Origin of the sequence: Pararhizobium sp. PWRC1-1 (assembly GCF_049897905.1) — a bacterium.
In the GTDB taxonomy this organism is placed as follows: domain Bacteria; phylum Pseudomonadota; class Alphaproteobacteria; order Rhizobiales; family Rhizobiaceae; genus Pararhizobium.
Window position 1 is genome coordinate 26,190 of record NZ_JAFCXE010000001.1, and the last position, 13,843, is coordinate 40,032.

13 protein-coding genes are annotated in these 13,843 nt (G+C 61.1%); 6 read left to right on the top strand and 7 right to left on the bottom strand.

From position 1 onward, the window contains the following. Window positions 1-13: 13 nt before the first annotated feature. The 5 genes from ACP7E0_RS00160 (at window position 14) to ACP7E0_RS00180 (ending at window position 5,192) form a co-directional block, all read left to right on the top strand. A complete protein-coding gene (locus ACP7E0_RS00160) occupies window positions 14-1,081 on the top strand; it encodes an ABC transporter permease (RefSeq protein WP_426122181.1) in 1,068 nt (355 codons plus the stop codon). Beyond that, window positions 1,078-2,013, top strand: coding sequence for an ABC transporter permease (locus tag ACP7E0_RS00165; RefSeq protein WP_426122183.1), 936 nt, complete (start codon window positions 1,078-1,080; stop codon window positions 2,011-2,013). Before ACP7E0_RS00160 ends, ACP7E0_RS00165 begins: the two co-directional genes overlap by 4 nt. Then, on the top strand, window positions 2,010-2,843 hold the full coding sequence (locus ACP7E0_RS00170) for an ABC transporter ATP-binding protein (protein WP_426122184.1): 834 nt from the start codon (window positions 2,010-2,012) through the stop codon (window positions 2,841-2,843). The genes ACP7E0_RS00165 and ACP7E0_RS00170 overlap by 4 nt, the downstream gene beginning before the upstream one ends. Next, window positions 2,840-3,601 carry an ABC transporter ATP-binding protein gene (locus tag ACP7E0_RS00175; RefSeq protein ID WP_426122186.1) on the top strand — a complete coding sequence of 254 codons (762 nt, stop codon included), beginning with the start codon at window positions 2,840-2,842 and terminating at the stop codon, window positions 3,599-3,601. The genes ACP7E0_RS00170 and ACP7E0_RS00175 overlap by 4 nt, the downstream gene beginning before the upstream one ends. Window positions 3,602-3,758: 157 nt before the next feature. Continuing rightward, window positions 3,759-5,192: an FAD-binding oxidoreductase gene (locus ACP7E0_RS00180; protein ID WP_426122187.1), complete on the top strand. Its 1,434-nt coding sequence runs from the start codon at window positions 3,759-3,761 to the stop codon at window positions 5,190-5,192. Between the two features lie 183 nt (window positions 5,193-5,375). Here the strand turns inward: ACP7E0_RS00180 and ACP7E0_RS00185 are convergent, their stop codons facing one another. After that, entirely contained in the window at window positions 5,376-6,131 is a 756-nt protein-coding gene (locus ACP7E0_RS00185) for a hypothetical protein (RefSeq protein WP_426122188.1), read from the bottom strand. Between the two features lie 286 nt (window positions 6,132-6,417). On the opposite strand from ACP7E0_RS00185, the gene ACP7E0_RS00190 reads away from it, so the two are divergent. Next, a complete protein-coding gene (locus tag ACP7E0_RS00190; RefSeq protein WP_426122190.1) occupies window positions 6,418-7,392 on the top strand; it encodes a SphA family protein in 975 nt (324 codons plus the stop codon). Window positions 7,393-7,420: 28 nt separating this feature from the next. Here ACP7E0_RS00190 and ACP7E0_RS00195 read toward each other — a convergent pair whose 3' ends face one another. From ACP7E0_RS00195 to ACP7E0_RS00220, 6 genes are all read right to left on the bottom strand, one after another. After that, window positions 7,421-8,260, bottom strand: a complete 840-nt coding sequence (locus tag ACP7E0_RS00195; RefSeq protein ID WP_426122192.1) for a hypothetical protein — start codon at window positions 8,258-8,260, stop codon at window positions 7,421-7,423. 271 nt (window positions 8,261-8,531) lie between these two features. Next, entirely contained in the window at window positions 8,532-9,851 is a 1,320-nt protein-coding gene (locus ACP7E0_RS00200; protein ID WP_426122193.1) for a BatD family protein, read from the bottom strand. Then, window positions 9,848-11,404 carry a vWA domain-containing protein gene (locus ACP7E0_RS00205; protein WP_426122195.1) on the bottom strand — a complete coding sequence of 519 codons (1,557 nt, stop codon included), beginning with the start codon at window positions 11,402-11,404 and terminating at the stop codon, window positions 9,848-9,850. The genes ACP7E0_RS00200 and ACP7E0_RS00205 overlap by 4 nt, the downstream gene beginning before the upstream one ends. After that, a complete protein-coding gene (locus ACP7E0_RS00210) occupies window positions 11,401-12,390 on the bottom strand; it encodes a vWA domain-containing protein (RefSeq protein WP_426122197.1) in 990 nt (329 codons plus the stop codon). The genes ACP7E0_RS00205 and ACP7E0_RS00210 overlap by 4 nt, the downstream gene beginning before the upstream one ends. Then, window positions 12,377-12,892, bottom strand: coding sequence for a DUF4381 domain-containing protein (locus tag ACP7E0_RS00215; RefSeq protein ID WP_426122198.1), 516 nt, complete (start codon window positions 12,890-12,892; stop codon window positions 12,377-12,379). The genes ACP7E0_RS00210 and ACP7E0_RS00215 overlap by 14 nt, the downstream gene beginning before the upstream one ends. Then, a complete protein-coding gene (locus ACP7E0_RS00220; RefSeq protein WP_426122200.1) occupies window positions 12,892-13,842 on the bottom strand; it encodes a DUF58 domain-containing protein in 951 nt (316 codons plus the stop codon). The genes ACP7E0_RS00215 and ACP7E0_RS00220 overlap by 1 nt, the downstream gene beginning before the upstream one ends. Window position 13,843 lies beyond the last annotated feature (1 nt).

Sequence of the window (13,843 nt, forward strand, 5' to 3'; positions counted from 1 at the left end):
CCGGAGATAGCCGGTGAGCATTCCCGAAACAGTACCAACGGCCGGGCGCTCACGCGCCCGTGCCAACGGCTGGGCAAAGAGCATCCTGCGCTTCCTGGTCATCATCGTCACGACCTATCTCGGTCTTCTGGCCGTGACCTTCTTCATCGGCCGCGTCATTCCGATCGATCCGGTGCTTGCCGTTCTCGGTGACCGGGCGCCGGCGCACGTCGTCGAGCGAACCCGTGAGCTGATGGGCTTCAACAAACCGCTCTATGAGCAGTTCTTCATCTATGTGCGCGATGCGCTGACGGGCAATTTCGGCACCTCGGTGCTAACAACCAATCCCGTCATGAGCGATATCCGCCGCGTCTTCCCCGCTACGCTCGAACTTGCGACGCTTGGCACCATTATCGGCAGCCTTTTCGGCGTGCCGCTTGGTGTGCTCGCAGCCGTCAAGCGCGGCTCGATCGCCGACCAGATCGTCCGTGTCGTCGGGCTTGTCGGCTATTCCGTGCCGATTTTCTGGCTGGCTCTGCTGTCGCTGTTGTTCTTCTACGCCAAGCTTCGCTGGGTCGCCTATCCTGGCCGCATCGATATCGTCTACGAATACAGTTTTACCCCGATAACCGGCCTTTATCTGCTGGATTCGCTCTGGCAGGGGCAGTGGGATGTGTTCCGCGATGTCTTCCGCCACATCATCCTGCCTGCCGGCCTGCTCGGCTATTTCTCGCTCGCCTATATCAGCCGGATGACCCGCAGCTTCATGCTCAACGAGCTTGGCCAGGAATATATCGTTGCGGCGCGCGCCAAGGGTCTGTCCGAAACCCGCATCATATGGGGGCATGCCTTGCGCAATGCCGCGGTGCCGCTGGTGACGGTGATTGCACTCTCCTATGCAGGGCTTCTCGAAGGCTCTGTGCTGACGGAGACGGTGTTCGCGTGGCCGGGGCTTGGGCTCTACATCACCAATTCGCTGCAGAATGCTGACATGAACGCGGTTCTGGGCGGCACCATCGTCATCGGTTCCGTCTTCATCGCCATCAATATCCTGTCCGATCTTCTCTACCGGACACTTGACCCGAGGACGCGCGCGCGATGAGCCAGTCCACCCTTCAAACCACTCCCATGACCCGCCGCCAATGGCTGATGTCCGACAGGCCGCAGTCGCGCCTGCAGGCGCGTCTCGGCCGTGCCTACATGACCTGGCAGCGGTTTTCCGCCAACAAGCTTGCCGTTGCCGGTCTCTGCATCATCCTGCTGCTCATCCTGATCGCGATTTTTGCCGATGTGCTCGCACCGCATTCGCCGGTCATCGGCAATCTCGGCGGTGCGCGCTTGCTGCCGCCGGGAAGCCCGGGCTATCTGCTCGGCACCGACGATCAGGGCAGGGACATTCTCTCGCGCCTGCTACATGGATCGCGGCTGACGCTGCTGGTTATCGTTCTCGTGGCAATCATCGCAGCCCCGATCGGCCTTCTGGTCGGCGCCATCTCCGGCTATGCCGGAGGCTGGGTCGATGCTGTGCTGATGCGAATTACCGACATCTTCCTCGCGTTCCCGAAGCTTGTGCTGGCGCTCGCCTTCGTCGCCGCCATGGGGCCGGGCATCCAGAATGCGATTATCGCTATCGCCATCACCTCCTGGCCGCCCTATGCGCGTATCGCCCGTGCCGAAACGCTGAGCGTGCGGAATTCCGATTACATCGCTGCCGTGCGGCTGATGGGCGCTTCGCCGTTCCGCATCGTGCTTCGGCATGTGATGCCGATGTGCACGTCGTCGCTGATCGTCCGAGTGACGCTGGATATGGCAGGGATTATTCTGACGGCCGCCGGTCTCGGCTTCCTTGGTCTCGGTGCCCAGCCGCCGCTGCCGGAATGGGGTGCGATGATCGCGTCCGGCCGCCGCTTTATTCTCGACCAGTGGTGGGTTGCCACCATGCCAGGCATCGCCATCCTGATCGTCAGCCTCGGTTTCAACCTGCTTGGCGACGGCCTGCGCGACGCGCTCGATCCACGGGAGAGCGGCCAATGAGCACGATGCTGACGGTCGATGATCTCCGGGTCTCGTTTCCGACCCGCACCGGCCTGATCGAGGCGGTGCGCGGCGTCTCCTTCACGCTCGGTCGCGAACGGCTGGGGATTGTCGGTGAAAGCGGTTCTGGAAAATCGCAGACGGGCAGGGCGATCATGGGCCTGACGCCGGCGCATGCGAAGATTTCGGCCAAGACGTTGAATTTCGATGGCATCGACCTCTTGACGGCGCCGGCCAAGGTCAGGCGCAGCCTGCGCGGCAGCCGCATCGCCATGATCCTGCAGGACCCGAAATATTCGCTCAACCCGGTAATGAGCATCGGCCGCCAGATCGTCGAGACGCTGCGCACGCATGAAAATGTCAGCAAGCGGGAAGCGCGCGACCGCGCCATTGCCATGCTGGAAGCTGTGCAGATCCGCGATGCCGGCCGGGTCTTCGATCTTCATCCACACGAAGTCTCCGGCGGTATGGGCCAGCGGGCGATGATCGCCATGATGCTGATTGCCGGGCCGGAACTGCTGGTCGCCGACGAGCCGACTTCGGCGCTCGACGTCACGGTGCAGCTCGAAGTGCTCGGCATTCTCGACAAGCTGGTTGCCGACCGCGGCATGGGGCTGATCTTCATCTCGCACGACCTGCGGCTGGTCTCGTCCTTCTGCGACCGCGTCATCGTCATGTATGCGGGCAAGATCGTCGAGGAACTGGCAGCGTCGGATCTCGGCAACGCCAAACATCCCTATACCCAAGGCCTGCTCAACTGCATGCCGACGCTCGGCACCAACCGGCATCCGCTGCCCGTGCTCGACCGCCAGCCGGAGTGGGCGCTATGACTGCAATCGTTTCTGCTGAAAACCTGACCGTCGCCTATGACGACTTCCTGGCGCTGGACAATGTCAGCATCGATGTCGCGCCGGGTGAATCCTTCGGTCTCGTCGGCGAATCCGGGTCCGGAAAATCGACGCTTTTGCGCGCCATTGCTGGTCTTTCGCCCGTCACCGGTGGCAGGATCGTGCTCGACGGCAAGCCTCTTGATGTTAAATACCGGGACAAGGCATTCTATCGCCAGGTGCAGATGGTGTTCCAGGACCCCTATGGCTCGCTGCATCCGCGCCAGACCGTCGACCGGCTGCTGCAGGAACCTCTTGCCATTCACGGTGTTGCCGACGCCGAACGGCGCATCCTGCGGGCGCTGGACGAAGTCGGTCTCGGCTCATCCTTCCGCTTCCGCTACTCGCACCAACTGTCGGGCGGCCAGCGCCAGCGCATCGCCATTGCAAGGGCGCTGATCATCGAGCCGCAGATCATGCTGCTCGATGAGCCGACCTCGGCACTCGATGCCTCCGTCCAGGCAGAAGTCCTCAACCTGCTCGAACAGGTCCGCCGCGACCGCAAGCTCACCTATATCATGGTCAGCCACGACCTCGGCGTCGTCACCCATATGTGCGAGCGGCTGGCGGTGATGAAGAACGGCAAGGTCGTCGAGCGGCTGTCATCGGCCGATCTCGTCGCAGGCCGTCTCAAGGAGGATTATACCAAGAACCTGATGGTGGCGAGCAAGGGGTTCGTGCGGGCCGCAAGCATGGCTTGAGGCCGGCATCCGGCGCCTGGTGCGCCGGTCCGCCCGCGGCTTCTCCGCACCAACAGCGACCGCCTGATGCGCTCTGCCGAACCCGCCTTGTGTCGTACATTAGAAAGGCGCAATATTCATCCTGCTGGGGCATGGTTCACCTTGGGAGGAGCGGATCATGAACGACATGAGCCTCATGAACCTGCAAGCAGGAAAGACGACCGTGAGCGCGGCGGCCATTGAGGCTTTCGCCTGGCAGCAGCGCGGAGATGTGCTGGATGCCGGCGACGCATCTTATGACGAAGTGCGCGCCATCTGGAATGGCATGATCGACCGCAAGCCCGCGCTGATCGTGCGATGCGCCGGTGCTGCGGACGTTGTTCGAGCCGTGCGCTTTGCCCGCGACAACCGGCTTCTCGTCGCCGTGCGCGGCGGTGGGCACAACATCGCCGGCAACGCGGTCTGTGATGGCGGTCTGATGATCGATCTATCGCCGATGCAGTCTGTGCGTGTCGATGCCGCGGCAAAACGGGCCTGGGTCGAGCCCGGGGCGACGCTTGCTGATGTCGATAGCGAAACCCAATCCTTCGGACTTGCGGTGCCGACCGGTATCAATTCCACGACGGGCATTGCCGGATTGACGCTGGGTGGTGGTTTCGGCTGGATCACGCGTAAGTTCGGCCTGACGATCGATAGTCTCCTGTCTGCCGATGTGGTGACGGCGGACGGTAATCTGGTGCGTGCAAGCGAGACAGAAAACAGCGACCTGTTCTGGGCGCTGCGGGGTGGCGGCGGCAATTTCGGTATCGTCACGGCGTTCGAATTCAAGCTCCATGATCTCGGTCCGCAGGTGACAGCCGGTCTCGTCGTCCATCCATTCGCGGATGCGAAAAACGTTCTCGAACAATACCGGCAGGCGCTCGAAACCGCACCGGACGAGTTGACCTGCTGGGCTATTATGAGACAGGCGCCACCGTTGCCATTTCTGCCTCAGGAGTGGCACCGCAAGGAAGTGCTGGTTCTCGCCATGTGCTATTGCGGTGATGCAGCGTCGGCTGAAAAAGCCACGGCGCGGCTGCGCGCGATCGGTAAGCCGATCGCCGATGTCGTCGGCCCTAGTCCCTTTGCCGGCTGGCAGCAGGCATTCGATCCGCTGCTGACGCCCGGCGCGCGCAATTACTGGAAGAGCCACGATTTCATGGAGCTTTCCGATGCGACGATCGCAATCCTGTTGGATGCTGTCCGCAACCTTCCAAGTCCGGAATGCGAGATCTTCATCGCTCATGTCGGCGGCGCTGCGGGCCGCATCGCAGCCGGTGCCACCGCCTTCCCGCAACGGAGTTCGCATTTTGTCATGAATGTGCACGCCCGCTGGCGCGAACCGGCGATGGACGCGGCCTGCATCGGCTGGGCCCGCCAGCTTTTCGAGGCCGCGAAACCTTATTCCGTCGGAACGGCCTATATCAATTTCATGCCGGAAGACGAGGGCGACCGCGTCGCCGCCGCCTATGGCGGCAACTATCAGCGGCTCGGCGAGATCAAACGGCGATACGATCCGGACAATCTGTTCCGCATGAACCAGAATGTGAAGCCGGGAGGGGAGGCTGGTTAGGTCAGTTGAGGGATGTCGTTGGTAAAACAGGAAAGGTGCACTGAAGATGATAGCTGCCGCGACCATCGACCGGTCAACTCGGCCTCTCTGCTCCGGAGTGGTCGCCCGGGCGCCTTTCCGACATATAATCGGCCTGTGCGAGCGCGGAAGGCATGCCTTCAAAAACGCGGCTAGCCAATCGCCTCACTTCCCGATCGGAAACTGGAAGTTCACACCGGCGAAGATCTGCCATCTCGGACTTCCGGGACCGTCCTTGAACACGGTGTACTGGGGCTCGATGAACGCATTCATCGTAGCGCCATTTTCGAGGGCGAACACCTTGCCTAAGCCGAATCCCACGGGAATGTACCAGTCGCCATCGTGGAGGTCGAAATTCCAGGTAGCCGAGGATCGAAGATAAAAGCCATCGTCGAGATTGATGTTGAGGATGGGCTGAGCGGTCAGCAGGGAAACATCCTCGCGGTCGTCCTGGCCGGCAAAGGATGTCTGGTACGTGACCAGCCCTCCAAGCAGACCCCAGGACTGCGGTGAAACCACGACGCCAGCCGCACCGACCTGCCATTTTCCGGAACCCAGTGATTCGTCGGTCGCTGTGGGCACAACGAGTATCGGGCCGATGCCAAGAGTGGTTTCCCCCACCTTCGGAAGGATGAAGAGGTCCATCAGCGTCAGATCGCCGAGACCCGTGATGTAGCCTCCTGCCGGATCCGGTGACGTGGCTATGGGCAACGTGAAGCGCATCAGTTGCGGCAGTCCGAAGGCGTCCGACGGTATAAGGCCGCGCAGCAGGAACTGATTGGCATGGGGATCGCTTCCGGGGATGTCGTTGAAGCTCGGAATATAATAATCCTGGAGATTGATTGTGATCTTCGGCGTCAGCGGGTTGTTGGCCTCATTGACTGCATCATGGTGAATTTCCTGGGCGGCCGCGGAATTCATTGCCAGGGTTCCAAGGACAAGGCTCGCTGCAGTGATACGGGATATCATCGGTACACCCTCGGTGATTTATTGCCGAGGGCAGTCCAGCACGTTTCCCAAGCAGGGGCCAGACCGGATCTCTCAAAGCCCTGGGTGTGCGGCAGAATGGACACACTTCTCGATCTCCTGACGCTCCGTGGCCGCATACTCACGCTGGGGTCATTCGCAGTCTGCAGGGGTCGTGACAATATGGCGACTAGACTTGCGGTCACCGATTCTGATTGCTTTTAATGAGGGGGATATCGTTGTGCGTAGAAAAGTATCGATGGGAGCCCTGGCGGTTGCCGCTGTGTTGGCCTCGGTGAATTCCGGCATGGCGGCGGAACGCGGTGCTGGCTTCTATCTGCTCGGCAGCAAAGGTCCGGCCGCCGGTATCGCACCACCGCCGGGCCTGTATTTCCAAAATGATATCTGGCTCTACGACGGCAGTCTCGGAGGAGGCAAACAGTTACCAACGGGTGGCAAGCTTGCGGTCGGTGTCGAGGGACAAGCTGTGCTGTTCGCGCCAACCTTGCTCTGGGTGCCGGAGGAGGAACTGCTGAACGGCCGTCTCGGTCTGGGATTGACCGTTCCGTATGGCTGGATGAAGACGGATGCGGATGTGACGATCGCCGGTCCACTCGGGGGCACGGCGACCGGCGCGATCACCGACACGGTGTTCACGATTGGTGATCCGCTGGTCAGCGCCAGCCTTGGCTGGGATGCCGGAAACCTGCACTGGCAGGTGGGCACCATCATCAACATGCCGATCGGCGACTATCAGGACGGTGAGATTTCCAACATCGCCTTTCATCACTGGGGCGCGGACGTCAATGGCGCGCTGACCTGGCTCGACCCGGCGAGCGGCTACGAATTGTCCGGCGCGCTTGGCATGACATTCAACGCGGAAAACCCGGCGACGGACTACAAGTCCGGCAATGAGCTGCATTTCGAGTGGGCTGCGTTGAAGCATTTCGGGCAGACGTGGGACCTGGGTCTGGTCGGCTACGCCTATCATCAAACGACGGGCGACAGCGGCGACGGTGCGCCAAGGCCGTTCAAGGGCAAGGCCTATGCGGTTGGTGCGACAATCGGCTGGAACTTCGAGGTGGCGAACCAGCCCGTTTCAGCCCGCATCAAATATTTCCATGAATTCGGCGTCGAAAACCGGGCGGAAGGCGATTCCGTATTCCTGACCATTGCGTTGCCGCTGAACAACCCGAAGAAAAGCTCTCCGGAGTGAAGACCGCCAGACTGGCGTCTTGAGGGCTTCACTTGCCGCGGTTCTTGATGAACTTCTCCAGGCTGTAGGAGAAGTTGACGCCTGCAAAGATGCGCCAGTCCGGGCCTGAGCCGCTGCTCGCCACCGTATATTGCGGCTCGATGAATGCGTTCATTTTTATGTCTTCATTGAGGTGCCACATCTTGCCCAGGCCCAGGCCGACGGGGACTGACCAGATGTCGTTCTCAAGATTGACAAACGTGCTTGCCGTCGATTGCAGATAGAAACCCTGATCGAGATTGTAAAAAATGATGGGTTGGAATTCCAGCGTCTCGACATCTTTCCGGTCGTCATCGCCGGCGAAGGATTTCTGATAGGTCGCCAGCCCCCCGGCCAATCCCCAGTCAGTCGGAACGACGAGCCCGCCGGCAAGACCCGCAGTCCACTTGCCATTTCCGAACCGGTCTTCGCTTGCAGTCGGGGCTCCCAGAACCGGGCCGAGACCCCAGGCCCAACCTTCCTGCTCGAACACTGCGATGTCGAAGACGACCAAGTCGCCCCAGCCAGTCGTGTGTCCATGATCAAGAAGCGTCGGCTCTGTAATGAATGGGATGGAGAAACGGACGAGGTTGGGCGTGTCACCGATCAGAAACGGGAAAAGCCCCCGGAGGAAGAAGGCGTTGGCGTCCCGCTCGAAGGGGCCGCCGAGATCCGGAATATAGAAGTTGTGCAGGTTCAGGGTGATGGCGGGGTTAAGCGGGTTGTTGGTATCATTCAGATCATCGTTCGAGATGGGCTTCTTTGCATCCTGAGCGAAGCCTGCGATCGGAAATGATAGGGCGCATTGAACAGACAAAGCTGCGGCGATCGTCAGATTTACAAATCTCATTCATTTCTCCTAGGCGCTTGTGAAGCGCCCGGTTGTGCATGGAGCGGTGGGGTCGGATTTCATCATCGCGCATTCCATAACCCTGGTAGGTATCCGAGCACGAAAATGGCAGGCACGGGAGTACGTTACGGTAACAGGCAATGTAACAGTGCCACTGTCCGTACGGGCCACGTCCGAAGCAGCGTCTGTTATCGTAATGTCCTTGCCGTTTCGCGGCGTGATCAAGACCATCTCACCGGGCGCGGACTGCGGAAGTGTTGGCTGCCGGAGATCAACCGATGGGGTTCAGTCCTGGCAAAGTGGAGGCATGCCTGGTTTGAACCGGCTTCTGAGCCTTCCGCCAAGCCTTGATAGACTGTCTCAACGCCGCCCTGTCGAGGTCGGGACGATTGCGATCTGCACCGAACAGTTCACGCTCGAGCTTGCGCGTCTGCCTGGCGACATCGTGCTCCCCGCATTGCGAAACCCAGTCCGCGATCGATTTGTAACCTGTAGAGCGTGTCCAGATTGCAAGGTCACGGTAGATGGTGACAGGATCCCCCGATCGGATGGACGCGACCAGATCCTCGAATTTGCGCCGCTCGGAATTGCGGCGTGCATTCCTGCGCGTTCGCAATTTCCCTGTTATCCACGGCAGCAGCCGGACGAGAAGATAGCCTGCCGCCCCCAAACCGATGGTGGCGGCAGCCATCACCAAAACGACTTTTCTCGTCAGCCAGGCTGGTGCACCGTTGTGAACTTCCTGCTCGAGCTGAGGTGACAGGCCGGTGTGAGCCGAAACGGGCAGTGTCACCTTGACTGTTGTCGCTGGAAGCGTGGCCGTTGCATCGGCCTGCGCATCGACGTCGAACCAGGGATAGGAAATGGCGGGGATATCGACCGTTCCCGCCGTCTCGGCGACATAGGTGATCGTTTCCGTCCGGGTGCTTCCCGTCGTCCGGTCTTCGGCTTCCACACCATCAGCGATCTGCGGAGATTTCGAATACTGTTTCATGCCTTTGGCGGCTACGGCCGGGATGGCCGGGATCAGCATCGACTGCGTGTCTTCAGCATAAACCGTAATCGTCCGGACCACGGCTTCTCCGACCTTCATCTTCGATGGATCGCGATCGAAGGACTGGGTTATGGTCACACCACGCGCTGCGAACGTCGGGGTGGACGCTGGCCCGCCGGGAGGATCCGCCACGGTGAAGCTCAGCGTCTGCAGAGTTGCCTTGCCAGGGACGGCCTTGCCGTCCTGCGAATAGCCAAGCGTGATCACCGCAGGCGGAAGCGTGAACGTACCTGCGGCTTCGGGGATCACCGCATAGATCCGCCGGATCCCGGCATATTGCACACCATCGACCGTCTCAACCATGTTCTGCGCGCGATCATCGGACAGGGTTACGATTGCATCGGGCAAATCGAACAGCGGAAACTGCGGCGGTGATGTGAAAAAGTCCGGCACGAAGATATCGACCGTGATCTGGACCTGTTGGCCGGGTACGATCCTGCCTTTGTCTTCGATGGCGGTGCGTGTGAACGGCTCCGCAGCATAGGCCATCGAACCGAGTATCAGCCAGAATGCGATGACAGCGCGGAGCGTCATCATGGCTTCTTCCCCTGGGCTTCGATGGCAAACTTGCGTGCCATCAGGTCGGCCGGGCTGACTTGGATATTCTTCATCCACAGCTCCGACGTTTGTTCGGCGATGTTCATCTGGCCCGCCTTACCCTGCTTGCCCTTGTCGTCGAACTGGATTTGATCCGGCGGCTGGTTCGGATCCTGCCGTTGTTCCTGTTCGTCGTCCTTCTTCTGCTTGGCGAGGTTTTCCGCGATTGCCTGGTTTGCCGTTGCTTCCGGCCAGTTCGGTCGCTTCTCAAGCGCCTTCCTGTATGCCGCGACCGCCTCGTCCAGCTTCCCGGCGTGGAGGAGGGCGTTTCCCTGATCGTACCAGCTTTGCGGCGTGTCGACGGCAGCGAAGGCGTCGATGGCCTCCTGGTATTTCCCGGCTCTGTAGAGAGAGGTTCCCTTCCACATGGGATCGATGAAATGTGCGGCAGCCCCGTCGTAGTCACCCATTTCATAGGCGATTCGGCCCTGTTGATCGGGTGTGAGCCACATATCCGCAAAGTCGGCTGCCCGAGCCTCCGTCGGCAAAACCAGCTGGCAGGCCAGGAGAACCATTCCGGTCCGGACAACCCAGCCCTTCCTGAACGACAGTGCAAAGACGATGACAAGAGGCAGGATTGCCCACCAGCCCATATCCCGCCAGCGCTCGCCTTCGCTCGCTTGCTTCTGCGCGAAGTTGGTGCGGATCCTTTGCACAACCCATCGCGCATCGGTGTCATCGTCGGTCGCCGTCGCGACGTCAGCGCCCGTCAGCGCGTGCAGGTTCTTCAATCCTTCCAGGTCCAGCTTAGCAAAGACACGGCTACCACCCGCGTCGGTCAGAAAGCCGCCGTCCGCTGTTTTTACAGGCCCTCCCTCTGGCGTGCCGAACCCGAGCACGACGATGCCATGTTTCGTGTTCCGCTTGAAAACATCGAACGCCCTCTGCTCGATGCCATCGGTCAGAAACAGGATCGTCCCTGATATGTCCTCTCCAGCCAGTGTAAGTTCGGCAAGCTGCAGCGCCTTGGCCGTGTCCTTGCCCGCAACCGGCATGATCCGTGTGGCGAGCGCGTCCACGTAAGTCTCGATCAGCGCCGCATCCTCGGTCAATGGCAGCACGAGGTGGGCAGAGCCCGCATAGGCGATCACGGCTGTGCGCCCGTCCGTACGATCCGTTATGATATCCTTGATTTTGAGCTTTGCCCGTTCGAGCCGCGAAGGACTGACATCTATCGCGTCCATCGTCGGCGACAGATCCACTGCGATCACGAGTGGTGCGGTATCTTCCACGAAGGGTGGCGATTCCCGCTGCCAGGTTGGGCCGGATGCTGCAAGTATTGAAAGAAACAGCGCCGCAGCAAGCACCCATGACGGGCGAAGGCGGGCACCGGCCGCACCATCGACGAGCAGCCTGTCGAGCAGATGTGGTTCGATCATGCCCTTCCACTGCTTGCGGACATCCATTGAATGCGACGACAACCAGATAACCGCCGCCGGAACAAAGAGCGCCAGCAACCAGAAGGGCCGGAGGAAATGGACCTGTTCGATCATGCAGCAGCTCTCCTACGGAGAAGGCCCAGCAAACCGCTGAAGACATAGAAGACCGAGAGCAACCCTATCGCCGCCCCAAGCGGCCAGTGGAACAATTCGATCCGCGGCCTCCAGGAGAGGTTCTTCTGATCATGCGGTGTGATCTTGTCCAGGGTATCGTAGATCGCTGCGAGCTGGGTCTGGTCGCCGCCGAAGAAATACCGGCCTCCTGTTTCCGTCGCGATTTGCTGCAGGGCGGCTGTATCCAGCTTGTCCTCGCCCGTCGCGGTAGGATCGCCGATGCCGACGGTGTGGATTACGACCCGTTTCAGCTTTGAGATCTGCGCCGCCTTGGCGGGAGGCATTTTGCTGGCCGTGTCGTTGCCATCGGTCAGAACGATCAGGACCCGTTCTGGCACGGTGGTCTTTTCGAACATTTTGATGGCAAGCCCGATGGCATCACCGAGCGATGTGCGCGGCCCGGCAATCCCCGGCAGCGTGTCGGCAATCACGGCCTGGACGGTCTTGTGATCCATGGTGAAAGGCACCAGCGGATAAGGCGCGTCGCCGAACGCGATCAGCCCGATGCGATCACCCGGACGTTTCGCGACAAAGTCGGCGACGACTTTACGAACGGCCTCCACACGGGCCTCAACAGTCCCGCCGGATGAACGGAAATCCTTGGTATCCATCGATTGCGACAGGTCGATCGCCAGCATGAGGTCGCGCTGCGGCTCTATCTTCTCGATCGGCGGCTCGACGAATTGCGGCCGGGCGAGGGCGAGAACGATGAGGCACCAGGCCAGCGTTTCACAAACGAACTGCGGCCATGTCCTGCGGGCGATGACCGATCCTTCCGTTGGGCGTATGCCAGCCGCATCCGCCACCTGCGCGAAGAAGGGAAGCCGGACGGATGCAGCCGTCTCGTGATGGGCTGGTAGCAGCCACCAGATGAGTAGGGGCGCTGGTACCAGGAGCAGCAGCCACGGATGGTCAAGCTGATACATGATGACGCCTGATCCATGTTCGCGCGGACGATACGAGCCCGTTTGCTGCCAACGCTTCGACGTGACCTCTGCCTTGATATTCCACGTCATCCAGGAGAGTGCTCAGGGGGCGCCCCACATCGCCGCCGCCGTGGTCTTCGAGAAAGCGGACCCACGCCGCGCCGGAAAGGGAAGCGACCTCCGTCCGGCCCCAACCGGCAAGAGCCGCACGTTTGAGGACTTCGGTGAGTTGACGGATTGCCCGGTCGCGTGTCGCAGGGCTCTGCAGATCCTGCTCGATGGCATCGAGCAGCTCAAGCGCCTCGCGCCGATAGGCGTTGGCCCGGTAGCGCCGGAGCCAAAGGAGGAATGCCGCCACCGCTGCCGTCAGCAGCAGGATCGCGAGTAGCGCCCAGCCCCATGTCTGCGGCATCCATGAGACCGGCTCAGGAACGGCGATGTCCTTGAGCGACCGAAGGGCGGCTTCCATCAGGGGATCGGGCGCGGCCTGTTGTGATGCCATCAGCGTCTCCGTTGCCGCCATGCGGCCTGCTCGAGGAGCAGTCGCAGCTGCGGTGCGGTCTCTTCCGCAGCCGACACCGGAAGCATCGGCAACCCCAGTTCGCGTTGCCAGGCGCGCAGTTCACGGCCCCGGTCGCGCGCGAAGCTGTCGATGGCGTGCCGGACATCGGCCCTTCCCAGCGGCAGTTCGGCCTGCAGCCCGCCGGCGCTGACGACCATGCTGCTGGTTGTGGGCAGGTCGAGAAGAAAAGGATCATAAACGAGGATGCAGATGACGTCGTTGCGGTCCGAAAGCCTGAGCAGGGTGTTGCGGGTCTTATCGCTGTGGCCGTCGAAGTCGCTGATCACCACGACGAGGTGATCGTGGTGGGCAATGCCGGCGATCCGCTCGACCACCGCGTCCAGAGAGGAGGGCGACGGCGCGCCCGAAAATGCCGCACTGAGGCTGCCGTTTTGCCTAGCGATTGTATCCGCAAAGGTGATGACGGCCTCGCGACTGCGATGTGGACGCAATTCGTCGATATCGGAATCATTGAAGACGCAACCTCCGACCCGGTCGCCGGAGCCGAGAATGCGCCATGCGCACAGCATTGCCACTTCCGCTGCGGTCACCGACTTCATCGCGCGCCGGCTGCCGAAGAACATGTTGATACGCTGATCGACGACGATGAGGGCAGGGCGCTCCTTCTCTTCACTATAGACGCGCACGACGGGCTTGTTCGTTCGCGCCGTCACCCGCCAGTCGATCGACCGGATGTCGTCGCCGGGCAGATAGTCCCGGAGCTCTTCGAAGGTCAGGCCCCGCCCGCGCATCGACGACTGCATGCGGCCGGCGAGCTGCTGGTGGCTCGGCGATTTCTGCACAAAGCTCAGGTCGCGAGCGCGCGCCTCCAGGGCCACGAGCTGGTCGGTCGAAATATAGACGCCCTGAAGATTTTCGGCTGCGGCCATT